Origin of the sequence: Xanthobacter sp. 126, from assembly GCF_000526175.1 — a bacterium.
Classification (GTDB): domain Bacteria; phylum Pseudomonadota; class Alphaproteobacteria; order Rhizobiales; family Xanthobacteraceae; genus Xanthobacter; species Xanthobacter aminoxidans.
Window position 1 is genome coordinate 5,407,502 of sequence record NZ_JAFO01000001.1, and the last position, 25,414, is coordinate 5,432,915.

Below are 25,414 nucleotides of genomic sequence, written 5' to 3' on the forward strand. Positions count from 1 at the left end.
GGACCCAGACATGAGCGACATCATCGCAGCGCGCGACGAGCAGGAGGTCGCGGAGGCGGTCCGCGACGCCCTCGGCGCCGGCAAGACGCTGGAAGTGCGCGGCCACGGCTCCCAGCAGGCCCTCGGCCGGCCGAGCCAGACCGACCTCACCCTCGACCTCTCCGCCCTCTCGGGCGTCACCCTCTACGAGCCGGAGGAGCTGGTACTCTCCGCCCGCGCCGGCACGCCCCGCGCCGACATCGAGGAGATGGTGGCGGCGCGCGGGCAGATGCTCGCCTTCGAGCCCATGGACACCGGGCCGCTGCTCGGCGGCACCGCCGGGCGGGGCACGATCGGCGGCATGTTCGCAGTGAACCTCGCCGGTCCCCGCCGCATCAGCCACGGCGCGGTGCGCGACCATGCCCTCGGCATCAAGGCGGTGTCGGGGCGCGGCGAGCCGTTCAAGTCCGGCGGGCGGGTGGTGAAGAACGTCACCGGCTACGACCTGCCCCGCCTGATGGCCGGGGCCTTCGGCACGCTGTGCATCGCCACCGAGATCACGCTCAAGGTGCTGCCGCGTCCGCCCATGGAGGAGACCGTCATCGCCCGAGTCGCCTCTCCGTCCGAGGCGGCGGCGGCGCTCTCGGCGGCCATGGGCTCGTCCTGCGAGGTGTCCGGCGCCGCCTTCCTGCCCGAAGGCGTGGCGGGCCGCCTGCCCGGCCTGTCCGGCTCGCCGGCGCTGGTCGCCCTGCGCATGGAGGGCGTGCCGCCCTCCGTCTCCGCGCGGCGCGCCATGCTGCTGAAGGTGCTGGCCGGCATCGGACGGGCCGAAGTGCTGGAGACCGAGACCTCCCGCCCCCTGTGGCAGGCGGTGCGCGACGTGATCCCCTTTGCCGGCTCGGGCGAGCGGGCGGTGTGGCGCCTCTCCACCCAGCCGAAGGTCGGCCCGGAGCTGGCGGCGAAGCTCGCATCCGACCTCGGCGGCGAAGCCTATTGCGATTGGGCCGGCGGCCTCATCTGGCTGTGCCTGCCGGGCGAAGCCTCCCATGCGGACGACGTGCGCGCCGCCCTCGCCCCCTTCGGCGGCCACGCGACGCTCATTCGCGCCAGCGCGGCCGAGCGCGCCCGCACGGCGGTGTTCCAGCCCCTCGACGGGGCGCTGGCGGCGCTGACCAAAAGGGTGAAGGAGAGCTTCGATCCCGGCCTGGTGCTCAATCCCGGCCGCATGCATGCGGGGATGTGAGATGGCCATCTTCACTGAATTGCTAAAAGCGATCGCCCCCATCATGTGGGCTGGTCTCGCGATTTACGCATTCTACACGTTGAAATCTACCATAATAAGTCTACTTAAATCTCGCGCGATTAGCATAAAGGTCGCTGGAACCGAAATTAACCTTCCAGAAGCAACCGAAAAAATCGGACAAGCGGTCGCAGATATACAATCAAAACTTGCGGAATTGCCCATACCGAGTACAAACATTTCGCTACCTCGCTCTGAAGAAATAAATTCGCAGAATGAGTCCGCAACTTCTTCGATGACACAACAACTAGGTGTGCCCATCCGCCCGCCCACAGCCCGCATCCTCTGGGTTGACGACCAGCCTTTGAACTATGCGTTCCTTATCGAGCGCCTGCGCGGCGAAGGCCATCTGATCGATACAAGTACTACAACGGAAGATGCCATTCATAGACTAAATAGTTATCAATACGATGGAATCATCTCAGGACTCTGGGAAGGCGGAAGCAATGTAAAATCATCTATATCTACAATTGATTTTGTCATAACTGTGCGTGAATCAAATATTATATTACCGATTTTGATATTTGCAAATTCAAGAGGGATTGAATTGTGGCATAAACTTTACAATTCCGGAGTCAATATCGTCACAAATTCGGGGATTGACTTGATGCGCTTCGTTAACACCTGCGCTGTGGCGAGACAAAACTAATGCAGACCCATTTCTCCCTCGCCCAGCTCGCCGATCCGCATGTGGAGGCGGCCAATTCCATCCTGCGCAAGTGCGTGCATTGCGGCTTCTGCACCGCCACCTGCCCCACCTACGTGCTGCTCGGAGACGAGCTGGATAGCCCGCGCGGGCGCATCTACCTCATCAAGGACATGCTGGAGAATGACCGGCCGGCGACGCAGGAGGAGGTGAAGCACATCGACCGCTGCCTCTCCTGCCTGTCCTGCATGTCCACCTGCCCCTCGGGCGTAAACTACATGCACCTCGTGGACACCGCCCGCGTCCATATCGAGAAGACCTATTCGCGCCCCGCCCCCGACCGGATGATCCGGGAGGTGCTGGCCAGGGTTCTGCCCTATCCCGACCGCTTCCGCCTCGCCCTCATGGGCGCGCTCGCCGGCAAGCCGTTCGCCGGGCTGTTCGCCAGGGTGCCGGCGCTGAAGCCGCTCGCCGCCATGCTGCGCCTCGCCCCGGGCCTGCCCCATGGCCGCGCGGCGGACGACAAGGGCGGCGTGCATCCCGCCCACGGCACGCGCCGGGCGCGGGTGGCCCTGCTCAAGGGCTGCGCCCAGCCGGTGCTGAACCCCGGCATCGACGAGGCCGCCATCCGCCTCCTCACCCGGCAGGGCGTGGACGTGGTGCGGGTGAAGGGCGAGGGCTGCTGCGGCGCGCTGGTCCATCACATGGGCCGGGAGGAGGAGGCGCTCAATTTCGCCCGCAACAATGTGGACCTGTGGATCAAGGAGATGGAGACCGAGGGGCTCGACGCCATCCTCGTCACCACCTCCGGCTGCGGCACGCCCATCAAGGACTATGGCTACATGCTGCGCCTCGACCCCGCCTATGCGGAGAAGGCGGCGCGGGTCTCGGCCATCACCCGCGACATCAGCGAGTTCCTGCCCACCCTCGACCTGCCCAAGGCGGAAACGCCGCGCGACATGCGCGTCGCCTACCATTCCGCCTGCTCGCTCCAGCACGGGCAGAAGGTGAAGACGCCGCCCATGGACCTGCTGCGCCGCGTGGGCTTCGAGGTGGTGGAGCCGTTCGATCCGCATCTGTGTTGCGGCTCGGCCGGCACCTACAACATGCTCCAGAGCGAGATTGCCGGGCAGCTCCGGGACCGCAAGGTGGCGACGCTGGAGGCGCTGGCCCCCGACGTGATCGCCGCCGGCAATATCGGCTGCATGACGCAGATCGGCTCCGGGACCGGCATTCCCATCGTCCACACAGTGGAGCTGCTGGACTGGGCCACCGGCGGCCCCACCCCCGCTGCTTTGGCCGGACGGGCGAAAGCGGCCTGAGGATTGTTGCCGGAATGGCAAAGACGCATGTGCGATGCGGTCAATAGACCTTCGTCGCATGCGACGTTTCGCACCGAAGCGCATTGAGATAAGGGAGCGGGGCGGCTTACGCTGCGCCGCAGCACGCCCGCACCCGTGAGCCAAAGATGTCCCGTCCCTTCGACCTGACCCTGTACCTCGTCACCGACCCGCGCCTTGTCGCGGCGCGGGGTCTGGTCGCGACCGTGGAGGCGGCAGTGAAGGGCGGCGCCACCATCGTGCAATTGCGCGATCCCGACGCCCATGGCCGCGCGCTGGTGGAGCAGGCCCGCGCGCTGAAGGCGCTGCTGGCGCCGCTCGCCATCCCGCTCATCATCAACGACCGGGTGGATGTGGCGGTGGCGGCGGACGCCGACGGCGTGCATCTCGGCCAGGACGACATGGCTCCCGCCGACGCCCGCGCCCTTCTGGGACCGGAGCGCATCCTCGGCCTCTCCGTGGGTACTCCGGCGGAATTCGCCGCCTCCGACATCGGCGCCGTGGATTATCTCGGCGTCGGCCCGGTGAAGGCCACCGGCACCAAGAAAGACGCCGGCGCCGCCATCGGCGCGTCCGGCGTCATGGCGGTGCGGGCGCTCACCCGCCTGCCCATCGTCGGCATCGGCGGTATCGACGGTGCCCTCGCCGCCGAGGTCATCCGCGCCGGAGCGGACGGGGTGGCGGTGGTGTCCGCCATCTGCGCCGCCCCCGATCCCGAACACGCTGCACGCGCGCTTCTTTCGGCCGTCACGGCCGCGCGCTGACCCCATCCATCCCGCCCCGGGGCTGCCACGGCCTCGAGACGGTTCCCGCCTGCGGCGACGCCACGCGCTTCAGGCTTCTCACAAGGAGACCCGACATCATGTCGTCCCCTGCCCTGAAGACTGCCCCGGCCGCGGGCATCGAGATCACCGGCGCGCTCGGCCCCCGCTTCGACGAGATCCTGACCCCCGAGGCCCTGGCCTTCGTCGCCGACCTGCACCGCGCCTTCAATCCCACCCGCAAGGCCCTGCTCGCCCGCCGCGCCGAGCGGCAGGTGCAGTTCGACGTCGGCGAGCTGCCCGACTTCCTGCCCGAGACCAAGGCGGTGCGTGACGGCGACTGGACCATCGCCGACCTGCCCGCCGATTTGCTCGACCGCCGCGTCGAGATCACCGGGCCGGTGGACCGCAAGATGATCGTCAACGCGCTGAATTCCGGCGCCAAGGTGTTCATGGCCGACTTCGAGGATGCCTCCTCCCCGGTGTGGGCGAACATGATCGAGGGCCAGATCAATTTGAAGGACCGCTGGGCCGGCGCCATCGACTTCGTCGACGCCAACAACGGCAAGTCCTACAAGCTCGGCGCCACCCCGGCCGTGCTCATCATCCGCCCGCGCGGCTGGCACCTGCCGGAAGCCCATGTGCTGGTGGACGGCGAGGAGGTCTCCGGGTCGCTGTTCGACTTCGGCCTCTATGTCTTCCACAACGCCAAGGCGGCGCTGGCGCAGGGCTCCGGCCCCTATTTCTACCTGCCGAAGACCGAGAGCCACCTCGAAGCCCGGCTGTGGAACGAGGTGTTCGTCGCCGCGCAGACCGCGCTCGGCCTGCCCGTCGGCACCATCAAGGCCACCGTCCTCATCGAGACGCTGCCCGCGGTGTTCGAGATGGACGAAATCCTGTTCGAGATGAAGGACCACATCGCCGGTCTGAATCTGGGCCGCTGGGACTACATCTTCTCCTTCATCAAGCGCCTCGGGAAGAACGACCGCTTCCTCACCCCCGACCGTAGCCGCATGGTGATGAGCGAGGCCTTCCTGAAGGCCTACGGCATCCTGCTGGTGCGCACCTGCCACCGCCGCAACGCGTTCGCGATGGGGGGCATGGCCGCGCAGATCCCGGTGAAGGGCGATGCGGAAGCCAATGCCGCGGCCTTCGCCAAGGTGAAGGCGGACAAGGAGCGCGAGGCCAATTCGGGCTGCGACGGCACCTGGGTGGCCCATCCGGACTTGGTGCCGGTGGCCATGGAGGTGTTCAACCGCCTGATGCCCGCCGCCAACCAGCGCGACGCGAAGGGCAGCGACGTGGCCGTGAGCCGAGACGATCTGCTTGAGGTCCACACCGGCACCCGCTCGGAGGCCGGCCTGCGCGAGAACATCCGCGTCGGCGTGCAGTACATCGAGGCGTGGCTGCGTGGCCGTGGCGCGGTGCCGCTCTACAACCTCATGGAAGATGCGGCCACCGCCGAGATCAGCCGTGCTCAGGTGTGGCAGTGGATCCATCTCGGCGCCACGCTGGACGACGGCCGCACCGTGACACCCGAGCTGTTCCGCGCCCTGCTGGACGACGAGATGGCGAACCTGCGTTCGGTGCTCGGCCCGGAGGTCTATGATTCCGGTCGCTTCCCCGAGGCCATCAAGCTGTTCTCCGACATGACGCTGGCCGACAGCTTCGAGGAATTCCTCACGCTGCCCGCCTACCGCCTGATCGCCTGAGGGCTTTCCCTTCCGGCACCCGCACCGCAGTCATCGCCCGCCTCGTGCGGGCGATGACACTTACGTGTCCCTGCGGCTGCATGTCCCTTTTCGGCACCATCGCAGCGCAGCGGCCCGCAAGCCGCCGCACTGCGCCCTCCCGCGCAAAATGCCTCCCGCATCGCAGCAACGATTCCTGCCACGCGGGAAACGGCAGGGCTTGCGCCGTCCCTCCACATGATTAAACAATCCCTCCATTGACTTGCGTGCGGGGAAACAACCGCGGCGTTCCTTGAGCTTGCTCTGAAGCTTAGGGGCGAAGCCACCCGCTTATGTTTCCCTTGGCACGGAGCTGACCCATGGCGGAATCCGCCTCTATTCCCCCCATCCTCCACATCGTGACTCCGCTCGCGCATGTGAGCCCATTCGACGTGAACATGGCGGCCGACGCCGGCTATCTCACCATCGCGCAATATTCGCGGGTGAAGCTGGAGGAAGTGCGCGACCTGACGCAGGACATGATGTTCTCGCGCGCCCCGCAGGCGGCGCCGCGCACCGGCCTGTTCATCGGCGGCAAGGACGCCGCCCTCGCCTTCGACATGGCGGCCGAGGCGAAGGCCTCCATCTTCCCGCCCTTCGAGATTTCCATCTTCCCCGATCCGGCCGGCTCCTTCACCACCGCCGCCGCCATGATCGCCAAGGTGGAGCAGGCGCTGGTGAAGGTCCGCGCCGACGGCCTCAAGGGCGCCAAGGTGCAGATCTACGGCGCCACCGGCGTGGTGGGCTCGGTGGCCGCGGTGATCGCCGCCAGCGCGGGCGCGGACGTGACCCTCGTCAGCCATCGCGAGGTCGCGGCGGTGGAAGAGAAGGCGCGGGACATCAAGACCCGTTTCGGCCTCGACGTCTCCTGCACCGCCGCCGTCACGGATGCGGACAAGGCGGCGCTGGTGCCCGCCGCCGAGGTCATCCTCGCCACCGGCAAGGCGGGCGTGCAGATCCTCAACGCCGCGCACCTCGAAGCCGCGAAGAACCTCATCGTGGCGGCGGACGTGAACGCCGTGCCCCCCGCCGGCATCGCCGGCATCGGTGCCCATGATGCGGCGGCCCAGCTGCCCCACGGCATCGGCATCGGCGCGCTCGCCATCGGCAATCTCAAATACGCGGTCCAGCACACCCTGCTCAAGCGCATGTGCGAGACCACGACGCCGCTCTTCATCGACCTTCCGGTGGTGTTCGAGCTGGCGAGAACCCTGGACGCCTGAGCCCCATGCGCACGATCATTTCTTCTCCCCGCCGGCTCCGCGCCTGCTGCGCGGGGACCGCCGCCGTTTGCCCCGCGCGAGAGGTGCGGCCATGACAACTTCCAACGCCCTTGCTGCCGACACTGCCCCCCTGCCCGGCGGTATCAGCCTCGCCCATCAGGTCGCCCCCCTCGTGGAGGCACTGGTGGCCGACGCCACACAGCTGCGGCTTGCCGTCTCCACCGGCCCGCTCGGCTGCCGCATCGTCGATGCCGGCATCTCCGTGCCCGGCTCGCTGGAGGCCGGACGCCGCATCGCCGAAATCTGCCTCGGCGGCCTCGGCAAGGTGGCCCTCGTGCCCGGCGGGCGCTTCTCGCCCTTCGACACGCTGGTGAGCGTCACCACCACCGATCCCGTCACCGCGTGCCTCGCCAGCCAGTATGCCGGCTGGAGCCTGTCGCACGGCGACTTCTTCGCCCTCGGCTCCGGCCCCGGCCGGGCCATGGCGGCGGTGGAGCCCCTGTTCGCCGAACTCGGCTGCCGCGACCATGGCGATCATGTCGCCTTGGTGCTGGAGACCGGCGTCGCCCCGCCCGCCGAGGTGGTTCAGGAAGTGGCGAGCCGCTGCGGCGTGGCGCCCACGGCCGTCACCTTCATCCTCACCCCCACCTCGTCGCTGGCCGGCACGGTGCAGATCGTCGCCCGCGTGCTGGAAGTGGCGCTGCACAAGGCGCACGCGCTCCACTTTCCGCTGGAGCACATCGTGGACGGCATCGGCTCCGCCCCCGTGGCGCCGCCCTCGCCGGACTTCCTCACCGCCATGGGCCGCACCAACGATGCGGTGCTCTATGGCGGCGACGTGCAGCTCTTCGTGCGCGGGTCGTCCGAGGCCGCGCAGGATCTCGCCAAGCGCCTGCCGTCGCTGGCCTCGCGCGACTATGGCCGGCCGTTCGGCGAGATCTTCGCGGGCTATGACTGCGACTTCTACAAGGTGGACCCGCTGCTGTTCTCCCCCGCCCGCGTGACCGTGACGGCCATGGAGCAGGGCACGAGCTTCACCGCCGGCGGCTTCGACGCCAACCTCATCGCCCGCTCCTTCGGGGTGTGAGGTGGCCGGCTTCGTGATCTTTGCCGAGCGGGTGGACTGGCACACCCGCTCGCTGGTGGCTGCCCTGAAGGCGCGGGGCGTGAAGCCCCGCATCGTCTCGCTGCGCGCCTGCGGCTTCGCCGTGGGCGAGACGGCGCACGGCCTGCTTTTGCCCGGCTTCGGCGACGATCTGCCCGAGGCCTGCTTCGTGCGCTCGGTGCCCGCCGGCACGCTGGAGCAGATCACCCACCGGCTCGGCGTGCTGCACGCGCTGGCCGCGCTGGGGGTGCGGGTGATGAACGATGCCCGCGCCATCGAGCGTTGCGTGGACAAGAGCGCCACCACCTTCCTGCTCGCCCATGCCGGCCTGCCGACGCCGCGCACCCTCGTGCTGGAAGAGGCCGCCACCGCGCGCATGCTGGTGGACTCAGCCCCCGGCGACAGCGTGCTGAAGCCCCTCTTCGGCGCGCAGGGCCGCGGGCTGGAGCGCATTCCCCCCAAGGGCGCGCTGCCGGAGCCCGAGGCGGTGGGCGGGGTCTATTACCTGCAGGATTTCGTGGCGGCGCCGGCCCAGGGCGGGCCGGATGCAGTTCACGAGGATTTCCGCGTGTTCGTGGTCGGCAACCGCGCCGAGGCGGCCATGGCCCGCCGGGCCAAGGGCTGGATCACCAACATCCACCAGGGCGCCACCGGCGCCGAGGTGGCGGCCGAGGGGCTTCTGGCGGATTATGCGGTGCGCGCGGCGGCGGCCGTGGGCGCCAGCTATGCCGGCGTCGATCTCATCCGCGATGCGGAGGGGCGGCTGAAGGTGCTGGAGGTGAATTCCATGCCGGCGTGGCACGGCCTGTTCGACGCCACCGGCCGCAACATGGCCGAGCCGCTGGCCGCCTGCCTCGTGGGCGAGACGGTGAGCGCCTGACCGGCGCCGGAGACCGACATGCGCGTTCTGGTGCTGGAGTATGTGACCGGCGGCGGCATGCGCCGCGAGGCGCTGCCGCCGAGCCTCGCGGCCGAGGCGGCGCTGATCCGCGACGCCATGCTGGCCGACCTCGCCGCGCTGCCGTCGCCGCCCGAGATTCTCACCACCTGCGACGAGCGCCTCCCCCTTGAAGGCGCGATCCCGGTGGGGCTCCATGCCAGTGCCTGGGTGCTGTGGCGGACCCTGGCCGACGACGCCGACCTCATCTGGCCGGTGGCGCCGGAGACCGGCGGCATCCTCGCCGATCTCGTGCGCATGCTGGCGGCGACGGGCAAGCCGGTGCTGGCCTCCACCCCCGAGGCCATCCTCATCTCCACCAGCAAGCTGGAAACCGCCCGCCGCCTGGCGCTGGCGGGCGTGCCGCATATCCCCACCTATCCTCTGGCAGAAGCGCCCGAGATTCCCGGCGCCCGAATCACCAAGCCGGACGACGGCGCCGGCTGCGACGCCACCTTCCTCTGGCCGGCTGGCGTGCCCGCCGCCCCGGAGGCGACGGAGGGCATGGTGATCCAGCCTTACGTACCGGGCGAGGCGGCGAGCCTCACCGTGCTGGTTGAGAAGGACGATGCCCGCCTCCTCTGCGTGAACCGCCAGCACATCGCCGTGCGCGACGGCCGCCTCTCCCTGTCCGGCCTCACCGTGGGCGCGCAGGCGGATGACGGGCGGCTTGCTTCCTTGGCGCGGGACGTGGTCGCCGCCTGCCCCGGCCTCGACGGCTTCATCGGCATCGACATCATCCTGACCGCGGCGGGACCGGTGGTGGTGGAGATCAATCCCCGCCTCACCACTGCCTATGCCGGCCTCCGGCAGGCGCTCGGCCTCAACCCCGCCACCCTCCTCCCCGCGCTTGCGGCGGGAGCGGATGAGGCGCCCCTTCGTCCCGCGACCGTGGAGCTGGCATTGGCATGAGCGACCTCCTCATCGGCTGGGACGTGGGCGGCGCCCACCTCAAGCGGGCGGTCCTGGGACCGGACGGCACGATGGTATCTATCCACCTTGCCCCCTGTGCCCTCTGGCAGGGTCTCGACCGGCTGCGGGAGGCGATGGCGACCATGCCCCCCGTGTCGGGTCGCTCCGTGGTGACGATGACGGGCGAACTCGTCGACCTGTGGCCTGACAGGGCAACTGGCGTCATCGATATCGCCACCGAACTGGGGGGGTTACTGGGGGCTGACACCCGCATTTATGCGGGCAGAGCCGGCTTCGTCAGTCTCTCCGAAGCCCATCTGAATACCGCCGACATCGCTTCGGCCAACTGGCATGCCACCGCGGCGGCGCTGGCCGCTATAGCGGGCGACGGGATCCTCGCGGACATCGGATCGACCACCACCGACCTCATTCCCTTTGCCGGCTCGCAACTTTGCTTTCGCGGCTATTCGGATGCCGCGCGGCTGGAGACCGGGGAGTTGGTCTATACCGGCGCGGCCCGCACGCCGGTGATGGCGCTGGCGCCGGCCCTGCCGTTTCGCGGGCGGCTCGTGCCCCTCATGGCGGAGTATTTCGCCACCACGGCCGACGTGCATCGGCTGTCCGGCGAACTGCCTGAAGGCGCCGACCTCCACCCCGCCGCCGATGGGGGCGACAAGACGTGCGACGCCAGTGCCCGCCGGCTTTTGCGGATGGTGGGGCGCGATCTCGCACCCTCAACCATGGAGGAAGCAAAGGCCCTCGCAGCCGCTGCGGCGGAGGTGCAGATGCACCGTCTCCACATGGCCCTGGCCCAGGTCTCCTCCGCCGGAGGTGTCGCGCCCGATGCCCCTCTGATCGGGGCTGGCGTGGGTCGTTTTCTGGTGGGGCGGCTGGCGCAACGGACGGGGCGCGCCTACCGTCATGCCGGACTGCTGCTCGCCGGTGACACCCGCCTCGCGGGCCTTGCGGCCGACTGCGCCCCGGCCGTGGCCGTGGCGCGTCTCGCATTCAATTAGCCGGCTATATCGTCACTTGCTGCCGTCGGGCTTGAACTGGGCGAGGAAGGCGATGAGGTCCGCCCGCTCCGACTCGCTCTTGACGCCCGCGAATGCCATTTTCCCCTTCGGTGCCAAATGCTTGGGGTTCTCGATATAGTCGTTGAGGGTGGCCACGTCCCAGACCTTGCCGGCGGCGGCGCCGTCCTTGATGTCCTGGGAATAGGCGTAGCCCTCGAAATGCCCCCACTTGGCGCCGACGATGCCGTTGAGCGGCGGGCCGACCTTCACCTTGGCATCCGGGCCAATGGCATGGCAGGCCATGCATTTCTTGAAAACGGTCTCGCCCTTAGCCACGTCCGGATCGGCATAGGCCGAGCCGGTTGCGGCGGCGAGGAGGAGAGCGGAAACGAACAATGTGCGCATCGGGGCGTTCCTCTTCTGGTTTCTTGATCTGATATTTCGCCGGCTCAGCTCAGGACGAGAATTTCGCCTTCGCCGCCGGCCAACCGGTTGCCGACAAGGCGCACGGCCCGGCCCGAAAGTTCTCCTCCGAACAGCAAGGCCAGCTCCGGCACCCGCCGCGCCAGCAGCCTCAAGGCCACGAAATCCTGCAGTCCCGCCTCGGCAAAGCCAAGCGCCAGAGCCTCCGGCGCGGAGGAAACGAGGATGGAGCCGCGCTTCATGCCACGTCCGGCACCGGGACCGAGCCGGCCCGCCACAGCAAGTGTGCCGGCTAATAGACCATCCGCCGCACCCGCCCCGGCATCGCCAGCAACCAGGATCAGGCCACCGCGCAACCGTGCGCCGAGGCCATCCCCGACCCGTCCGGCAATGGAGACGACCCCGCCCCGCATGCCCTGACGCTCTCCGGGCCTAGGTCCGCCGACATTTTTGCCGGCATTGCCGAAAACCTCGATCCGTCCGCCGGTTAGGCCAGTCGCCAGCCCGTCGCCGACGTCGCCGGAAATCACCAGGCGCCCGCCGCTCATGCCCGCGCCGGCAGCCGCGCCGACGCTGCCCTCCACGCGGATCTCACCCGCGGCGAGGCCCGCGCCCACATAGTCGAGCCGGGGGTCACCGGAAAGAACCAGCGCATCGCCTTCGCTGGCGGCGACTTCAAACAGGTCACCGACCAGAGCGACGCCCGTGCCGAAGGGAACCGTGCGCGCGGCGATCTCGGCTGCGCTCGCACCTGCAAATGCAGCGGGCAGAAGGCTCGATGCATCAACCCGCGCGGCGAGCGGGGCCGTCAATGTCAGGCGGAAGCCACTCATCGTACCGCCTCCTGCGCCATCAGTTGGTGCAGCTTGAAATGGAAGGGCCCGAGGTTGCCGCCATAATTGCCGGCATCCACCGCCACCACTCCTCCCGCGGCGCCAAGGCCGCACACCGCCGTGATGCCCGCGCGCATGCTGTCCGCCACCTCGCCCTCGCTGAGGCCGTCGATGACGATCTCCAGCACACTCTCAACTTCAGCTGGCAAAGCAGTTTTGGCGATGCCGCGCAGCGTTGGGCAGTAGGCGTCATTGGAGGAGGCGATCAGGCCGGCATATTTGGAGCCGACCTTGGAGCCGGACCGCACCACCCCGCCCGGGAAGGGCATGATGGCCCCGCGCACCTGTCCCATGGCCTCGACCGCCGCCTCCGCCGCCGCCAGCGCCGCCGGGCGCGAGCGGGCGAGGATGAGGAAATTGCCGCCGCCCACCGCCGCCGCCGTGGAGCCGACGATCTCGTCGCAGACGAACTCGCCTTCCATCACCGGAATGCGCCAGATCCTGCTGCCGCCGAGGTTTTTCGACATCTGGTGGCCGTCACCGAAATAGCGCAGCGCCTTACCGAGCGGCACCGCGGCGCCGCCTTCCAGACCGGAATAGAGCGCCGAGGTGGGCGAGGTGAGTACGCATTGCCCAGCCCGGAGCGGCACGATCTTCTTCAGGTCCTTGAGTGACATGGCGAAGATGAGCACGGCGTAGCCGGGCCGGCCGTCCGGGGTCTCTTCGGCCGGAATCTCGCGTTCGATAGCCGCCTCACAACCGCAGCCGATCACCGAGGTTGCGAACCCCGTAAGGCTCGCCGCAGCGGTGTGCGCCCAGCGCGGCGTATCGGCGGTGATGATGAGGCGGGTTCCCGCCATGGGAAACGCTTCGGCGAAGCTGTCGCGGATCTCGACGCCATTGATGAGGAGGGGGGCTGGTGCGCTCACGGCTTCAGCTCCACGATTTCAGGCCCCTGGCCGCCACGGATCTCCCCGTCGGCGATCTGGTAATGGCTGGATTTCAGGCCCACCGCCTCGTCGAACCAGCGCTCCAACCTCTTGTCCATCAAGGGGTCGGAGGGGGGATGCACCGCATAGGTCCGCCCCTCTGTGAGGGCGACGATCTCGCCGTTCACCACCACCACCTCGCCGTCCTTCATCACGATGCGCGGGTGGGCGAACATGGCTTCCCGGTCGGGCTGGTCCTCATAGAGCACCACGTCCGCCCGTGCGCCCGGGCCCAAGTGGCCGCGATCCTTGAGGCCGAGGGTACGGGCCGGCGCGGCGCGGGTGACGACGGCGATCTCCTCCAGCGTGTATTCGCGGGAGATGCTTTCGAGCCGAGTATGGGACCGCGCAGCCTTGTGAATCTGCCTGAGGTGATGGTCCCGGAAGGGCTTGTCCATCAACAGGCGGATGAGGTGCGGGTAGGAGGTGAAGGGGCCGCCGTTGGGATGATCGGTGGTGAGGTAGACCCGCCAGGGATCCTCGATGAGCAGGAACAGCTCCAGACCGATCGCCCATTGCAGCGCGTTCACGAAGGACGTGTCGCGATAGTTGAACGGCACCACGCCGCAGGCCGCGTCCATCTCGATATCCATGCCGATCCACTTCTTGGGATCGGCGATATTGTGGTTGCGGTACTGCGACATGAGGTCGGCCGAGGCGGTCACCGTCTGGCCGAACATGATCTGTCCCACGTCCACCGAGATGTGCGGCATGGCGTTCACCGCCTCCGCGATCTCGGCCGCGCCGGAGGAGAAGTGCCGGTCACCCTCGGCGCCATAGGAGTGGAACTGGATGTGGGTGAGATGGAGGGGGAAGCCCTCCGTCGCGCCCATGGTGGCGAGCGTGGTCTTCACATTGCCGGGAATGCCGAGGTTGCAGCCGTGCAGATGGATCGGGTGGGGCACGCCCAGCTCCGTCACCGCCCGCTGCAGCGTGTTGAGGATACGGCGGGGCGTCAGCTCGTAGAACGGGCCGGCCTCATCCAGATCGAGGTTGCGGCCGTTGAACTTGAAGGCGTTGATGCCGCCGGGATTGACGATCTTGATGGCGCAGCTCTGGGTCGCCTTGAGCATCCAGGCCACATAATCGTTGATCGCCTGCTGCCCTTCGCCCATCGCGATGAGGCGCAACAGGAAGTCATCATTGCCGAGCACCAGGAAGCCACCGGTGTCGATGTTCGGGATGTCCGCCATCTCGAGATGCGCATGGCGGGCATTGGCACCCACGACCGCCGGCTCGAACACCGCCGTGTAGCCCATCTGCGAATAGCGACAGCCGGTGGCGTGGGTGGTCGGCGCGGCGCGCCCGCCACCGCAGCCGCAGAAATCGCCGAACGGCTCGGGGAACAGCGCCCGGTCCTCGTTCATGAGGAGACGGCCGAGGTTCACCTTGCCGCCGGCGATGTGGCTGTGCAGGTCGATGCCGCCAGCTAGCACGATGCAGCCGGAGGCGTTCACTACCTCCTCGCTGCCGCCCGGCCCCGGATCGGCGATGATGCGTCCATCCTCAAGCACCACGTCGCGGACCTGATCGATGATGCCGTTGGCGGGATCGAACACCCGCCCGCCGGTGACGCGCTTTCTCATGCGCCCCTCCCGAAATTGGCGAGGATGGCGGAAGCCGCCTCGGCGAGGCTCGGAAGCTCGGCCGGGCGAAGGCCCTGGAGCGGCAGGCAGACGACTGAATCCATGCGGAAGACATGCCCCGGATGATCGACGCCGGGCGTTCCGACGGGGATGAACACGTTCGGCTCGCGGGCAAACGACGTGTCTGGATGGGCGAGTGCGATCACCGGGCCGGCGCTGAATTCGGGCGGTGGATCGGGCCGGAATGCGCTGGCATGGAGCAGCAGGTCGCCGTCCTTCAGCGCCGCGGCGGTGGCGTAGAGATCGGGCGCATGGCGTGCGGTTCCGGCGCCGATCGCCGTGCGCAGGGGATAGCCGAAGCGCCAGAGCGCGAGCTGGTGGGCGCCGGTGACGTTGTCGCGTCCGCCCAAGGGCAGCACTGCGGCGCGGGTGGTCGGCGACAACAGATCCACCGCCTCCGAGGCCGAGCCGGCGACAGCGGCGGCATCCGCCTGCAGCAGGGTCGCGGCGTTCCAGGTGAAGACGCTGTAGCGCGCGGCGCGGAGCAGGTCGGCAAGCTCCGCCAGCGAGGCTCCGGCTGTGCCGGGCAGCACGTCCACGGCGCCGATGTCACGGCCCGCCAGGGCCGACGCCAGCAGCGCGGCGGCGGTGGCAACCTGCTCGGGCGGCAGCAGGATCTCGCTCAGCTCATGGCCGGCGAGGACCTTGCGCGAAGCGTCCGAGAACGGCGCACCGATCATCACCACACGCCGGCCGGAAGGCGCAAACAGGGGGGCGGCGTCGCCGCCTTCGCCCGTGCGCACCGGCATGATGCGCTCGAACAGGCGGCCGAAGCTCGCGGCGGGATCATCGCCGAACACCACCAGCAGGTCGCACCGGTTGCGCACCTCGGCGAGGGTCGCGGCGATCCAGCCGCGGCGGGCGAGGCGGTCGAGATTGGCGAACAGGCCGCCGGACGCGGAATGGTCGATGCTCGCCCCCGCCACCATGGCGATATCGTAGAGCCGCCGGTGCCCTTCGAGATCGGTGCCTAGGCCGGAGAAGACGGAGGACCGCGCCGCCTTCAGATGGGCGGCCGCGGCGGAGGCCGCTTCGGCGAGGCTGGCCGGCGCGCCATTGACGCGGGGAGAGGGCGGAGGCGCATCGCCACGCGCCAGCAGGCGGGCGGCATCGGCGCAGGCCTTGCGCGGTGTCACCGCGCGGCCGGCGACGGACACCTCGATGTCGTCGCAGCCGAGGCCGCAGAAGCCACACACCACGTCTCGCACGATGCGGGGAGCACCGGCTTCGGTCGTTTCACCCGATGACATGAGGCTCACCCCTGCGCGGAAGAAAGGCCGCGCGGCAAGGCCGGCAGACAAAGGGCGCGCGGCGGCGCGAAGCCGGCTCCAGAACGTGGGACAAGTGGAGAGAGAACGGAACTCAAGCGGTAACTGGCCATGGCTTTGCCTTGGGGATTGACGGACCCAATCAAGACGCCGCGGCGGTTGCCCGCTTGTCGTTGCAGTGCGCTTCGGAAAAATCCGTGCGCCATGCGTCTGTTCTTGGCGGGGAAGCTAACACAGTGAAGCGGGGCCGAAAACCCGTCACATGTGCGGCGCCTGCGAGAATGATTTGTGCGACGCGAAATCGCTCTACTTGAAGCAGGTGATTTCTGCTTCTGCCTGCGCCCGGCGCAGTTCTGCAATCGTGTCGTCATATTGGGGCGTGTTGCGGAAGATATTGGCCGCCTGTCCCACGCCTTGCCGCATGGAAAGGATCGTCTCGGCCGCGACATAGTGATCGTAAGGCAGGATCGAGGCGAGGGTGTCCACCGAGCAGGAACACCGGGCCATGGCCTCCCGGGTCTGGCCGTTGGCCGCCATGCAGCCGAACACGTAATCGACGCGGGCGGAGGTGGGGTAATCGTTGTCGCTGGCAGTCGCCGCAGCCGCCGCCCCGCCGAGGGCGAGCAGCAGGGCGCCGGCCTCAATGGCTCGTCGGATCATAGGCGATGCTCTCCTCCCACAAGGTGCCCCCTGGCGCGTCGGCCTTGATGTCCATGCGCACGATCTGGCCCGGCACGTCCGGCGACACCTCGAATGTATAGGCGAGGGTATCGAGCCCCCGCATCCGCACGGCATTGGGATCGCCCTTGAACGGCGTCACCGTCACGCGCCAGCCCTTCACCGTCTGGCCGCCGACGGTGAGATCAGCCGCCGTCACGGTTGCGGCGTCGCGCAAGGCGGTGCGGATGGCGGTCTTGAAATAGCGCGGATTGCCCTTGAGCCGGCCGGCAAGGTCCCCGAGGTGGTTCTCCAGGAACAAGAGCAGCATGGGATTGGTCGTCACGCCCTCGAACGGGCCGGCGGCGTGGTGGCGCTCGGGCGTGAAGAAATCGACCCTGACGTCGCGGGCGTCGCCGCTGCTGCTGGCGCTCGCCGCGATCATCAGCACCACGCGATCCTCGAAGCTCGCGCCGAGTTCCGGATCGGCCACCTTGCGGGAATATTTGTAGGTGAGCGTCTGGCCCGCCTTGGTGTTGGCCAGCTGCGGGGCCTCGAACAACAGCGTCGCCGCATCCGGGGATGCGGCCGGCGCCTCGGCCGCGCTCGCCGCCTGGGGCATGACGAGGGCGCCGCCCGAGAACAGGGCGGCCGTGAGGACGAGCCAGAGGCCCAACGCGTGACGCAGGCTCACGATGCGGCTCCTTCGGGCGCCTTCTGTGGCGCTCCGCCGATGGTACGATAGATGTAATCTGGAGCAACCGCCGCCGCTTCCTCGGTCGCCAGCGCCTCGACGCGGGCATGGAAGGGCGAGAGCGAGCAGGCGGGGTCGGTCGCTGCCGCATCGCCGGCCAGCGCCATGGCCTGGCAGCGGCAGCCGCCGAAATCCATCTCGCGCCGGTCGCAGCTGCGGCACGGCTCGCGCATCCAATCGGTACCGCGGAAGGCGTTGAACGCCGGCGAAGACCGCCAGATGTCGCCGAGCGCGCGGTCGCGCACGGACCAGAATTCGAGGTTCGGGATGCTTTCCGCCGCATGGCAGGGCAGCACCCGGCCGGTGGGGGTGACATTCAGCGTGCGCCGGCCCCAGCCGCCGGAGCAGGGCTTGGGATAGCGGGCGTAATAGTCCGGGATCACCATGTCGATGACGAGGATGCCCTCAAGGCGCCGGCGTGCCTCCTCCACCAGCGCCACCGAGCGATCCACGTCGGGACGGGCGGGCATCAGCGCGGCGCGGTTCACATAGGCCCAGCCATAATACTGGGTGTGCGCCACCTCCAGCCGGCGGGCCTTCAGCGCCACGGCGAGGGCGATGATGTCCTCCACCTCATGAATGTTGCCGCGATGAATGACGGCATTGAGCGTCAGCGGCAGGCCGAGGTCCGTGACCTTCCGGGCAAATTCCAGCTTCGCCGCATGGCCGCCCTTGTAGCCGCCGATGCGATCCCCGGTCTCGGCACTCGCGCCCTGCACGGAGAGCTGGACGTGATCGAGCCCGGCCTCCGACAGCGCGTCGATCATGCCGGAGGCGCGGCCGATGCCGGAGGTGATGAGGTTGGTGTAGAGCCCCTCGGCGGCGCAATGGGCGGTCAACTCCACCAGGTCCGGGCGGGCGGTCGGTTCGCCGCCGGAGAGATGGACGTGGAGGATGCCCAGCGCGGCGGCCTCGCTCAACACCCGCTTCCAGGTGGAGGTGTCGAGCTCCGCCTCGCGGCGCTCCAGCTCCAGCGGATTCGAGCAATAGGGGCAGCGGAGCGGGCAGCGATGGGTCAGCTCGGCGAGGATGCCGATGGGATGGCCGACCGGAGGCGTCGCCACGGGCTGCGGGGGCTGCCTCGTCTCCATCTGGGCCACGGCTTCGCTCATGTCTCGATCACCCGGCGCGCGATCAGGCCGCCGATCATGTCCTTGACGTCATCGGCGATGACCTCGCGCTTCTCGTCGTAACGGGCGGCGAGGGCATCCACGATCTCGGAGCAGGTGCGCTTTCCGTCCACCAGCTCCAGCACGGCGGCGGCGGTCTCGTCGATGTCGAACGCCCGCTCCGGCGCCAGCAGCACATGGCGGGCGCGCACCTGATCGTATTTGAGCTTCACGCCCCGCGGCAGGCGTGGGACGTCGGTTTCCTCGGCGCGCATCTCATTCCCCGACGATGGCGACGCCCGGTCGCCAGGCACCCGGCGCGGGCCAGCCCGGCGCCACATAGGCGAGATAGAGCGCGTCGAGCTGCGCCCACAGCACCTCGGTCTTGAAGGTGAGGGCGCGGATAACGGCGCGCTGCTCGGCGGCCGTGCGGGCGTGCTGCTTCACATATTCGAGGGCGAAGTCGGCATCCTTCGGCGCCTGGTCGAGGCGGCGACGGAAATAGGCGACGACCTTCTCGTTGATGAAGTCATAGTGCTCCAGCATGCCCGAGATGCGCTCGGCATGGATGCCCGGCGCGAACAGCTCGGTGAGGGAAGAAGCCACCGCCTCCAGCAGCGTGTTCTCGGCGACGAAGCGCACATAGGCCTCCACCGCGAACTTGGTGGCGGGCAGGGCCCCTTCCTTGGAGACCACGTAGGCCCGGTCGAGGCCGAGGCCGTCGGTGAGCACCAGCCAGCGCTCGATGCCGCCCGAATCCTCGCCGAAGCCGTCATGGTCGGTGATGCGGTGCAGCCACTCCCGGCGCAGCTCGCGGTCGTCGCAGCGGGCCATCAGCGCCGCATCCTTGCGGGGGATGGCGGACTGGTAGCAGTAGCGGTTGAGCGCCCAGGCGCGCACCTGATCCCGGTTCAGCCGGCCGGAATGCAGCAGCTTATGGAAGGGGTGGAGGTTGTGATAGCGCGTCGCGCCCACCGCGCGCAGCGCCGCCTCCAACCCCTCCGGCGACAGGGGCTCCTGCGGCGAGGGCAGGGCGGGGAAATCGGTGGGAAGATCGGCGGCCTCGGCCAGCACCCGGACGGCGGCTTGCGCGCTCATAGGGAGAACTCCATTCCGTCCCGGGCGACCGTCCAGCCAGCCGCTTCCACGGCGCGGTGCTCGTCAGAGCCATCGATCAGCGCGGGATTGGTGTTGTTGATATGGATGAACACCCGACGCGCCACCGGCAGGTCGGCGAGAAGCGCCACCGTGCCGTCCGCGCCGGACATGGACAGGTGCCCCATGCGGGCGCCCGTCTTGGTGCCGATCCCGGCCGCGATCATCTCGTCGTCGCGATAGAGCGTGCCGTCGAAGAACAGCAGGTCGGCGCCGGAGATGCGGTGACGCAGCGCGTCCGTCACGGCGGCGCAGCCGGGCACGTAGACGAGGCGGCTGCCGGCCGAGGTAATCGTCACGCCCACCGTCGAGCCTGATTCCTCGCCGATGACGAGGGAGGCATCCTCGCGCCAGAGCGGCACCTTGCCGGGCACGGTGAAGAATTCCATGGTCAGCCCCGGAACCGGCGAGAACGGGACTTCGAACGAAACCGGCTCCCGGCGCACCAGCGCCTTGGAAACCACGTCGAAGACCTGATTCTGTTCGATCAGCGCGAGCGTGTCGGCCGTGCCGTACACCTCGAACGCCTGCTGCTCCCGCAGCGTCAGCAAACCGGCTATGTGGTCCACGTCACCATTGGTGAGGACGACGGCGCGAATGGGGCTGTCGCGGCCATCCACCCGGGGCTGAAGTGCCCGGGTCGCGGCGATCTGGGCCCGAAGATCGGGCGAAGCGTTGAGGAGCACCCACGAGGCGCCGTCCTCCGAGACGGCGATGCTCGACTGGGTTCGGGGCGTGACCCGTGGATCACCCTTCCAAGCCAGTTGGCACACCGGACAGCGGCAGTTCCACTGGGGAACGCCGCCGCCGGCCGCTGAACCGAGAACGATCACCTGCATGACGCGACGGACGCTCCTGCCAATCGTTCGCGGCTCCCGACCTCCGTCGATCAGAAATCGGCCGGCAGGTAAGCGGTGACTTCCATGCCGACGCAGACTTCGCAAACCTGAGGCTTGTTCCAGCGCATGATGCTTTCCTCCTGAGTTCTCTCACAACCTTCATAAGAAGATCATAAGAAATTGAAGTAACGAGGTTTTTCGCTACAACGGAGTCAAATATTGGCAGCCGAATCGGTTCCCGCAAGTGAAATCTTTTGCTGCATTGCAATACTTCTAGAGCTCATCAATGAGCTGACGGTGCGGAGAGGTCGAGCATGAAGCCGCGCCCCCGCACGGTCGCCACCTGGGGGCCGCCGGCCCGGCCCACCGGCGCGAGCTTGGTGCGCAGGTAGCCCACATAGACGTCCACCACGTTGAGCGAGGCGCCGCCCTGGCTGGCCCAGAGCCGGTCGAAGATCTCGCCCCGGGCGATGGGACGATTCGGGCTGGCCATGAGCAGGGCCAGGAGATCGGCCTCGCGCTCGGTGAGCCGCACATGCACCTCGCCGAACTTGGCGGTGCGGGTGGAGGGGTCGAGCACCAGCCGCCCCGCCATGACGCGGTCGGAATGGCTTTCGCCGAGGCGATGCAGGAGATGGGTGCGCAGCCGCGCCACCAGCTCGCCGAAGACGAACGGCTTGACGATGTAGTCGTCCGCCCCCGCGCCGAGGCCTTCCGCGCGATCGTGCACCTCGTCCTTGGCGCTGAGGAACAGGATGGGGCCGGAATGGCCGGCGCCGCGCAGCGCCCGGCACACGTCGATGCCGGAGCCGTCCGGCAGCATCATGTCGAGCACCACGGCGCAGGGATTGTACTGGCGCGCCGTCTCGAGGGCCTCGTCGGCCCGTCCCACGACGGTCACGTCGAACCCCTCGGCGGAGAGGCCGCGGCTCAGCATGGCGCCGATGTCGCTGTCGTCTTCCACCACCAGGATGTTCATGGTTCCTCCTGTGCCCGTTCGGGCTGTCCCGGACCGCGGCGCGGCCCGCAGGGCCTGTCGGAAATGCCGACGTTTGGCTGCCGGTCAGATCGCGGGGCCGGTCTCTGCCGCGGGTTCGCCCGCCCCGGCCGCTGCGGCCTGCGGCAATGCGATCACCACCCGGGTGCCTCCCGCCTCGCCGTCCTCCAGTGTGATACGTCCGCCGTGCCGCGTCACCACCCAATCGGCGAGGGCGAGCCCCAGGCCGAAGCCCGAGGCATCGCCGAGCCGGCCGCCGCGTGCGAAACGTTCGAACAACCGGGCACGGGCCTCGGGCGGAATGCCGCATCCATCGTCCGTAATGCTGATGATGTCGACCGCATGCCCCTCCGCATCCGCCCGGTGCCCGACCGAAACGGTGACGCGGGTGAGGGGGCGACCGTGACGCAGGGCGTTGTCGATCAGGCCTTCCACCACCTGCCGGAGCCATTCGCGATCCGCATGCACGACAAGGCCCGGCTCCGGCGCGTGAAGCACCAGCGCGACGCCCTGTCGCCGCGCCACCGGCTCCAGCCCCGCCACGGCATCGGCCAGAAGGGGCGCAAGGGGGGTGTCCTGGAACACCAGCTCGATCTCGCCGCTCTCGGAACGGGCGACCCGCAGCAGATCCTCCACCCGGCGGTGGAGCATGCCGGCGCGCTTGCGGATGGTGGTGAGCACCGCGCGGCTCACCGACTCCGGGATGGCAGGCGCCCGCTGGGTCACGTCGCATTCGCCGATGATGACGGTGAGCGGCGTGCGCAATTCATGGCTCACATCGGTGAAGAAGCGGCGCCGGGACGCATCGATGGCGCCAAGACGGGCGTTTGCCTCGGTGAGGTCCGCGGTGCGGTCCGCCACCGTCTTCTCCAGTCCCGCCCGGTCCTGCGCCACCTTTCGCTCGCGGCGCGCCAGGAGGGCGGCCATGCGGTTGAAGCGGGCCATCAGCACGCCCAACTCGTCCCGCTGGCCGATGGCGAGGCGGGCGGAGAGATCGCCGCGGCCGATGGCGGCGGCCGCGCGGTCGATCTCCTTCAGCCGGCCGAGCAGCGGCTGGGCCAGCGCCCGATACAGCACCAGCGCGGCGGCAAACACCGCCAGCGCAATGGCCACCGCGCCGATCCGCAGCCGATCCGCCAGCGCCACCGCCTCCTCCCGAGCAGCCGTGACGCCGCGACGCTCGCTTTCCACCAGCAGGGAGAGCGTCGGCCCGGCCGAGGCGGCGAAGGCGTTGAGGGAACCGCGCACCCGGTCGCCCCGGCGCACGGTATCCGGATCACGGGTCGCGGCGGTGATCTGCCGGTCGAGGGAGATGAAATCGGCCCTGAGACGGGCCAGCAGGCGTTCCTGCGGCCTGAGGCCGCTCGACGCGTCGGGCGCCGCCTGGACCGCCTTCACGGTCGAGGCCTCGAGCAGGGCCGAAACGCGCGAACGCGCATCCTCAAGCCGGCCGGCGCCCGCGGTGGGGCTTTCGGTGGCGGCAATGGCGGCCAGGCCGTACTCGGAAAGGCGGGCGGAAATCTCGGTCAGCACATCGAGCCGCTGCTGGGCCGACACCGCCGCCTCCAGCGCCCCGTCCACGGCGCGCAGGGCGATGAGCACGCTGAAGCCCGCAAGCACCGCGAGAATCGCTGTGGCGCCCGCCAGCGCGGCCAGCTTGAAACGGATGGATCGCATCGCCGCGCCCGGAATGCCTCCCGCGCCCCCGCGGCGCCACCACTGGCGCTGCTCCGGCGCGGCGGAGCCTGCCACAATGACGGGCGCGGGCAAAAGGAAAAGGACCGCACGAAAAAGCCCGCCGCCGCAGGCGTCTGGCGCTGCGGCGGCGGGCTCTGTCGAAGATCAGGTCAGGGCGAGGCTCAGGCCTGACCGGCCTGGAGACGCTCGGCTTCCGCCTGCAGACGCTGCTGGTAGAGCGCGGCGAAGTCGACCGGATCGATCATCAGGGGCGGGAAGCCGCCGTTGCGCACCGCGTCGGCGATGATCTGGCGGGCGAACGGGAAGAGCAGGCGCGGGCACTCGATGAGCACCACCGGCTGCAGGCTCTGCTCCGGAATGTTGAGGATGCGGAACACGCCGGCATAGACCAGCTCGAAGGCGAACAGGGTGTTGCCTTCAATGCTGGCGCCGCCGTCGATCTTCAGCTCGACCTCAAACTCGCCATTGCCGCCCGGCTTGGCGTTGACGTGGATCTGGATGTTGACGTCGGGCTGGCTCGGAGGAGCGGCGAGGGAGCGCGGCGCATTGGGATTCTCGAAGGAGAAATCCTTGATATATTGCGCGAGCACATTCAGCGACGGCGCCGCATTCGGGTTGGGGCCGCCATTCTGCGAGGCCATGCGCATCTCCATCCGTGGGGTGTTGGGTCGGCCCCGCGGGCACGACCGGAAAGCGCGGCGCTGCTAGCATGCTTTCCGCGGTGGGTGCAAGGTTGCGAACGGGTGAGGTAGGCCGATCCTCAACCGGAAGGATGCCTCGCGCCGCGTTTGGAGACGGGACCATGGACGAGGACAAGACGGAGCCGCGCAAGCCCCTGAGCGAGGCGGCCAAGCGCGCGCTGGCGGAGGCCGAGGCCCGTCGTGCGGCCATCGACGCCGCGCAGAAGGACCGGCCGAAGGAGATCAACGGCCGGGACGGCCCGGAGCCGGTGCGTTACGGCGACTGGGAAGTCGGCGGCATCGCCACCGACTTCTGAGGCTGCCTCAGCCGACCAACGCGAGGCCGATGAGGCCGGCGATGCCCACGGCTATGCGCCACCAGCCGAATGGCGCATAGCCGTGCTTCGACACGAAATCGAGCAGCGACTTCACCACCACCACCGCCGCGCAGAATGCCGCAACGAAGCCGATGACGATGAGCAGGCCATCGTCCATCGAGAGGTTGCCGCGGTTCTTGTAGAGGTCGTAGGCGAACGCGCCGAACATGGTGGGCAAGGCGAGGAAGAACGAGAATTCCGCCGCCGCCCGCTTGTCCACCCCCATCAGCATGGCGCCGACGATGGTCGAGCCGGAGCGCGACATGCCCGGGATCATGGCCAGGCACTGGAAGAAGCCGATGATGAGCGCGATGTGCCAGGGCAGGCCCATGGCGTTGTTGTAGCGCGGCGCCGGCACCACCTTGTCGATGAACAGGAGGATGATGCCGCCGAAGATCAGCGTGCCGCAGATCAGCACCGGCGTCTCGAACAGCACGCTCTTGATGAAGCCGTGCGCCGCCGCCCCGATCACGGCCGCCGGCAGAAAGGCGATGAGGACGCCGATGACGAAGCGCCGCGCCCCCGGATTTGTGGGCAGCTGCTGGGCGACGCGCAGGAAGCGCTGGAAATAAACGGTGAGGATGGCAAGCACCGCGCCGAGCTGGATCAGCACCTCGAAAGTGTGGCCATTGCTCTCGAAGCCGAGGAAATGCCCGGCCAGCAGGATGTGGGCGGTGGAAGAGACGGGGATGAATTCCGTCAGCCCTTCCAGCAGGCCGAGAACGAGCGCTTCGAGCATGTCGCCGAGAGTCATGGGTGAGAAAATCCGGGAGGCGGGAACGAGACGGGCGCCATCCTCTCCGCTTGCCTTCGCGGGTGCAACGTGGTGCGCCGCAACGGAAGGGGAGGGCCGAGGCCGCCGGCGCTTTTCAGGCCAAGCTGTGGCCGCGTCGCAACAGCCCGGCAAATAACCTCAGGGCAAGGGATTGCTGCCTTCACCGCGTCGTTAACGATCCGCTCACCATGATCGAAATGCGAAATGCGACAGCGACAGGGCGTCGGCCCGCGCTGGAGCAGGGAGGAACCAATCGGAAAGGTTC

General features: G+C 68.5%; 26 protein-coding genes. 11 read left to right on the forward strand and 15 right to left on the reverse strand.

Annotation, left to right across the window (positions count from 1 at the left end; translation table 11 throughout):
- Positions 1–10: 10 nt before the first annotated feature.
- The 10 genes from glcE (at position 11) to XAN126_RS0125600 (ending at position 10,949) form a co-directional block, all read left to right on the forward strand.
- On the forward strand, positions 11–1,222 hold the full coding sequence (glcE, locus tag XAN126_RS0125560) for a glycolate oxidase subunit GlcE (protein ID WP_024281385.1): 1,212 nt from the start codon (positions 11–13) through the stop codon (positions 1,220–1,222).
- 1 nt (position 1,223) lies between these two features.
- Positions 1,224–1,928 (forward strand): hypothetical protein, encoded by a 705-nt coding sequence (locus tag XAN126_RS28590; RefSeq protein ID WP_155982409.1) that lies wholly within the window; start codon positions 1,224–1,226, stop codon positions 1,926–1,928.
- Positions 1,928–3,247 carry a glycolate oxidase subunit GlcF gene (gene glcF, locus XAN126_RS0125565; RefSeq protein ID WP_024281386.1) on the forward strand — a complete coding sequence of 440 codons (1,320 nt, stop codon included), beginning with the start codon at positions 1,928–1,930 and terminating at the stop codon, positions 3,245–3,247. Before XAN126_RS28590 ends, glcF begins: the two co-directional genes overlap by 1 nt.
- A 146-nt stretch (positions 3,248–3,393) precedes the next feature.
- Positions 3,394–4,029, forward strand: a complete 636-nt coding sequence (gene thiE, locus XAN126_RS0125570) for a thiamine phosphate synthase (protein WP_024281387.1) — start codon at positions 3,394–3,396, stop codon at positions 4,027–4,029.
- Positions 4,030–4,127: 98 nt separating this feature from the next.
- Positions 4,128–5,738, forward strand: a complete 1,611-nt coding sequence (aceB, locus tag XAN126_RS0125575) for a malate synthase A (RefSeq protein ID WP_029877749.1) — start codon at positions 4,128–4,130, stop codon at positions 5,736–5,738.
- 338 nt (positions 5,739–6,076) lie between these two features.
- Positions 6,077–6,979 (forward strand): NAD(P)-dependent methylenetetrahydromethanopterin dehydrogenase, encoded by a 903-nt coding sequence (locus tag XAN126_RS0125580; protein WP_024281389.1) that lies wholly within the window; start codon positions 6,077–6,079, stop codon positions 6,977–6,979.
- Positions 6,980–7,070: 91 nt separating this feature from the next.
- Positions 7,071–8,066: a methenyltetrahydromethanopterin cyclohydrolase gene (gene mch, locus XAN126_RS0125585; protein ID WP_024281390.1), complete on the forward strand. Its 996-nt coding sequence runs from the start codon at positions 7,071–7,073 to the stop codon at positions 8,064–8,066.
- A gap of 1 nt (position 8,067) precedes the next feature.
- The gene (locus tag XAN126_RS0125590; RefSeq protein WP_024281391.1) at positions 8,068–8,964 is read left to right on the forward strand and encodes a RimK family alpha-L-glutamate ligase; all 897 of its coding nucleotides are present in this window, start codon (positions 8,068–8,070) and stop codon (positions 8,962–8,964) included.
- 18 nt (positions 8,965–8,982) lie between these two features.
- On the forward strand, positions 8,983–9,933 hold the full coding sequence (locus XAN126_RS0125595; RefSeq protein WP_024281392.1) for an ATP-grasp domain-containing protein: 951 nt from the start codon (positions 8,983–8,985) through the stop codon (positions 9,931–9,933).
- Positions 9,930–10,949: a hydantoinase/oxoprolinase family protein gene (locus XAN126_RS0125600; protein WP_024281393.1), complete on the forward strand. Its 1,020-nt coding sequence runs from the start codon at positions 9,930–9,932 to the stop codon at positions 10,947–10,949. Before XAN126_RS0125595 ends, XAN126_RS0125600 begins: the two co-directional genes overlap by 4 nt.
- A gap of 12 nt (positions 10,950–10,961) precedes the next feature.
- Here XAN126_RS0125600 and XAN126_RS0125605 read toward each other — a convergent pair whose 3' ends face one another.
- From XAN126_RS0125605 to secB, 14 genes are all read right to left on the reverse strand, one after another.
- On the reverse strand, positions 10,962–11,354 hold the full coding sequence (locus tag XAN126_RS0125605; RefSeq protein ID WP_024281394.1) for a cytochrome c family protein: 393 nt from the start codon (positions 11,352–11,354) through the stop codon (positions 10,962–10,964).
- Between the two features lie 44 nt (positions 11,355–11,398).
- Positions 11,399–12,205, reverse strand: a complete 807-nt coding sequence (locus XAN126_RS0125610) for a formylmethanofuran dehydrogenase subunit C (RefSeq protein ID WP_024281395.1) — start codon at positions 12,203–12,205, stop codon at positions 11,399–11,401.
- On the reverse strand, positions 12,202–13,134 hold the full coding sequence (fhcD, locus tag XAN126_RS0125615) for a formylmethanofuran--tetrahydromethanopterin N-formyltransferase (RefSeq protein ID WP_029877751.1): 933 nt from the start codon (positions 13,132–13,134) through the stop codon (positions 12,202–12,204). The genes XAN126_RS0125610 and fhcD overlap by 4 nt, the downstream gene beginning before the upstream one ends.
- Positions 13,131–14,780, reverse strand: a complete 1,650-nt coding sequence (locus tag XAN126_RS0125620) for a formylmethanofuran dehydrogenase subunit A (protein WP_024281398.1) — start codon at positions 14,778–14,780, stop codon at positions 13,131–13,133. Before XAN126_RS0125620 ends, fhcD begins: the two co-directional genes overlap by 4 nt.
- Entirely contained in the window at positions 14,777–16,090 is a 1,314-nt protein-coding gene (locus XAN126_RS0125625; RefSeq protein ID WP_024281399.1) for a hypothetical protein, read from the reverse strand. Before XAN126_RS0125625 ends, XAN126_RS0125620 begins: the two co-directional genes overlap by 4 nt.
- Positions 16,091–16,414: 324 nt before the next feature.
- Positions 16,415–16,768 (reverse strand): hypothetical protein, encoded by a 354-nt coding sequence (locus tag XAN126_RS0125630; RefSeq protein WP_024281400.1) that lies wholly within the window; start codon positions 16,766–16,768, stop codon positions 16,415–16,417.
- Positions 16,749–17,459, reverse strand: a complete 711-nt coding sequence (locus XAN126_RS0125635) for a hypothetical protein (RefSeq protein ID WP_051460694.1) — start codon at positions 17,457–17,459, stop codon at positions 16,749–16,751. The genes XAN126_RS0125630 and XAN126_RS0125635 overlap by 20 nt, the downstream gene beginning before the upstream one ends.
- Entirely contained in the window at positions 17,456–18,610 is a 1,155-nt protein-coding gene (pqqE, locus tag XAN126_RS0125640; protein ID WP_024281402.1) for a pyrroloquinoline quinone biosynthesis protein PqqE, read from the reverse strand. Before pqqE ends, XAN126_RS0125635 begins: the two co-directional genes overlap by 4 nt.
- Positions 18,611–18,627: 17 nt before the next feature.
- Positions 18,628–18,903 (reverse strand): pyrroloquinoline quinone biosynthesis peptide chaperone PqqD, encoded by a 276-nt coding sequence (gene pqqD / locus XAN126_RS0125645; RefSeq protein WP_024281403.1) that lies wholly within the window; start codon positions 18,901–18,903, stop codon positions 18,628–18,630.
- Position 18,904: 1 nt separating this feature from the next.
- A complete protein-coding gene (gene pqqC, locus XAN126_RS0125650) occupies positions 18,905–19,726 on the reverse strand; it encodes a pyrroloquinoline-quinone synthase PqqC (RefSeq protein WP_024281404.1) in 822 nt (273 codons plus the stop codon).
- Positions 19,723–20,622, reverse strand: a complete 900-nt coding sequence (pqqB, locus tag XAN126_RS0125655) for a pyrroloquinoline quinone biosynthesis protein PqqB (RefSeq protein ID WP_024281405.1) — start codon at positions 20,620–20,622, stop codon at positions 19,723–19,725. The genes pqqC and pqqB overlap by 4 nt, the downstream gene beginning before the upstream one ends.
- A 283-nt stretch (positions 20,623–20,905) precedes the next feature.
- Positions 20,906–21,601, reverse strand: coding sequence for a response regulator transcription factor (locus tag XAN126_RS0125660; RefSeq protein WP_024281406.1), 696 nt, complete (start codon positions 21,599–21,601; stop codon positions 20,906–20,908).
- 84 nt (positions 21,602–21,685) lie between these two features.
- Positions 21,686–23,296, reverse strand: a complete 1,611-nt coding sequence (locus XAN126_RS0125665) for a HAMP domain-containing sensor histidine kinase (RefSeq protein ID WP_024281407.1) — start codon at positions 23,294–23,296, stop codon at positions 21,686–21,688.
- Positions 23,297–23,478: 182 nt separating this feature from the next.
- Positions 23,479–23,958 carry a protein-export chaperone SecB gene (gene secB / locus XAN126_RS0125670; RefSeq protein WP_024281408.1) on the reverse strand — a complete coding sequence of 160 codons (480 nt, stop codon included), beginning with the start codon at positions 23,956–23,958 and terminating at the stop codon, positions 23,479–23,481.
- Between the two features lie 161 nt (positions 23,959–24,119).
- Between secB and XAN126_RS0125675 the strand changes: the two genes are divergently transcribed.
- Positions 24,120–24,314 carry a DUF1674 domain-containing protein gene (locus XAN126_RS0125675; protein WP_024281409.1) on the forward strand — a complete coding sequence of 65 codons (195 nt, stop codon included), beginning with the start codon at positions 24,120–24,122 and terminating at the stop codon, positions 24,312–24,314.
- Positions 24,315–24,321: 7 nt separating this feature from the next.
- Here the strand turns inward: XAN126_RS0125675 and XAN126_RS0125680 are convergent, their stop codons facing one another.
- Positions 24,322–25,128 (reverse strand): undecaprenyl-diphosphate phosphatase, encoded by an 807-nt coding sequence (locus tag XAN126_RS0125680; RefSeq protein ID WP_024281410.1) that lies wholly within the window; start codon positions 25,126–25,128, stop codon positions 24,322–24,324.
- Between the last annotated feature and the right edge of the window lie 286 nt (positions 25,129–25,414).

Excerpts from the sequence above, each read along its gene's own strand:
- glcE (WP_024281385.1), top strand. The coding sequence starts at position 11 with ATGAGCGACATCATCGCAGCGCGCGACGAGCAGGAGGTCGCGGAGGCG.
- XAN126_RS28590 (WP_155982409.1), top strand. The coding sequence starts at position 1,224 with ATGGCCATCTTCACTGAATTGCTAAAAGCGATCGCCCCCATCATGTGG.
- glcF (WP_024281386.1), top strand. The coding sequence starts at position 1,928 with ATGCAGACCCATTTCTCCCTCGCCCAGCTCGCCGATCCGCATGTGGAG.
- thiE (WP_024281387.1), top strand. The coding sequence starts at position 3,394 with ATGTCCCGTCCCTTCGACCTGACCCTGTACCTCGTCACCGACCCGCGC.
- aceB (WP_029877749.1), top strand. The coding sequence starts at position 4,128 with ATGTCGTCCCCTGCCCTGAAGACTGCCCCGGCCGCGGGCATCGAGATC.
- XAN126_RS0125580 (WP_024281389.1), top strand. The coding sequence starts at position 6,077 with ATGGCGGAATCCGCCTCTATTCCCCCCATCCTCCACATCGTGACTCCG.
- mch (WP_024281390.1), top strand. The coding sequence starts at position 7,071 with ATGACAACTTCCAACGCCCTTGCTGCCGACACTGCCCCCCTGCCCGGC.
- XAN126_RS0125595 (WP_024281392.1), top strand. The coding sequence starts at position 8,983 with ATGCGCGTTCTGGTGCTGGAGTATGTGACCGGCGGCGGCATGCGCCGC.
- XAN126_RS0125600 (WP_024281393.1), top strand. The coding sequence starts at position 9,930 with ATGAGCGACCTCCTCATCGGCTGGGACGTGGGCGGCGCCCACCTCAAG.
- XAN126_RS0125605 (WP_024281394.1), bottom strand. The coding sequence starts at position 11,354 with ATGCGCACATTGTTCGTTTCCGCTCTCCTCCTCGCCGCCGCAACCGGC.
- XAN126_RS0125610 (WP_024281395.1), bottom strand. The coding sequence starts at position 12,205 with ATGAGTGGCTTCCGCCTGACATTGACGGCCCCGCTCGCCGCGCGGGTT.
- XAN126_RS0125620 (WP_024281398.1), bottom strand. The coding sequence starts at position 14,780 with ATGAGAAAGCGCGTCACCGGCGGGCGGGTGTTCGATCCCGCCAACGGC.
- XAN126_RS0125625 (WP_024281399.1), bottom strand. The coding sequence starts at position 16,090 with ATGTCATCGGGTGAAACGACCGAAGCCGGTGCTCCCCGCATCGTGCGA.
- XAN126_RS0125630 (WP_024281400.1), bottom strand. The coding sequence starts at position 16,768 with ATGATCCGACGAGCCATTGAGGCCGGCGCCCTGCTGCTCGCCCTCGGC.
- pqqE (WP_024281402.1), bottom strand. The coding sequence starts at position 18,610 with ATGGAGACGAGGCAGCCCCCGCAGCCCGTGGCGACGCCTCCGGTCGGC.
- pqqD (WP_024281403.1), bottom strand. The coding sequence starts at position 18,903 with ATGCGCGCCGAGGAAACCGACGTCCCACGCCTGCCGCGGGGCGTGAAG.
- pqqC (WP_024281404.1), bottom strand. The coding sequence starts at position 19,726 with ATGAGCGCGCAAGCCGCCGTCCGGGTGCTGGCCGAGGCCGCCGATCTT.
- pqqB (WP_024281405.1), bottom strand. The coding sequence starts at position 20,622 with ATGCAGGTGATCGTTCTCGGTTCAGCGGCCGGCGGCGGCGTTCCCCAG.
- XAN126_RS0125660 (WP_024281406.1), bottom strand. The coding sequence starts at position 21,601 with ATGAACATCCTGGTGGTGGAAGACGACAGCGACATCGGCGCCATGCTG.
- XAN126_RS0125665 (WP_024281407.1), bottom strand. The coding sequence starts at position 23,296 with ATGCGATCCATCCGTTTCAAGCTGGCCGCGCTGGCGGGCGCCACAGCG.
- secB (WP_024281408.1), bottom strand. The coding sequence starts at position 23,958 with ATGGCCTCGCAGAATGGCGGCCCCAACCCGAATGCGGCGCCGTCGCTG.
- XAN126_RS0125675 (WP_024281409.1), top strand. The coding sequence starts at position 24,120 with ATGGACGAGGACAAGACGGAGCCGCGCAAGCCCCTGAGCGAGGCGGCC.
- XAN126_RS0125680 (WP_024281410.1), bottom strand. The coding sequence starts at position 25,128 with ATGACTCTCGGCGACATGCTCGAAGCGCTCGTTCTCGGCCTGCTGGAA.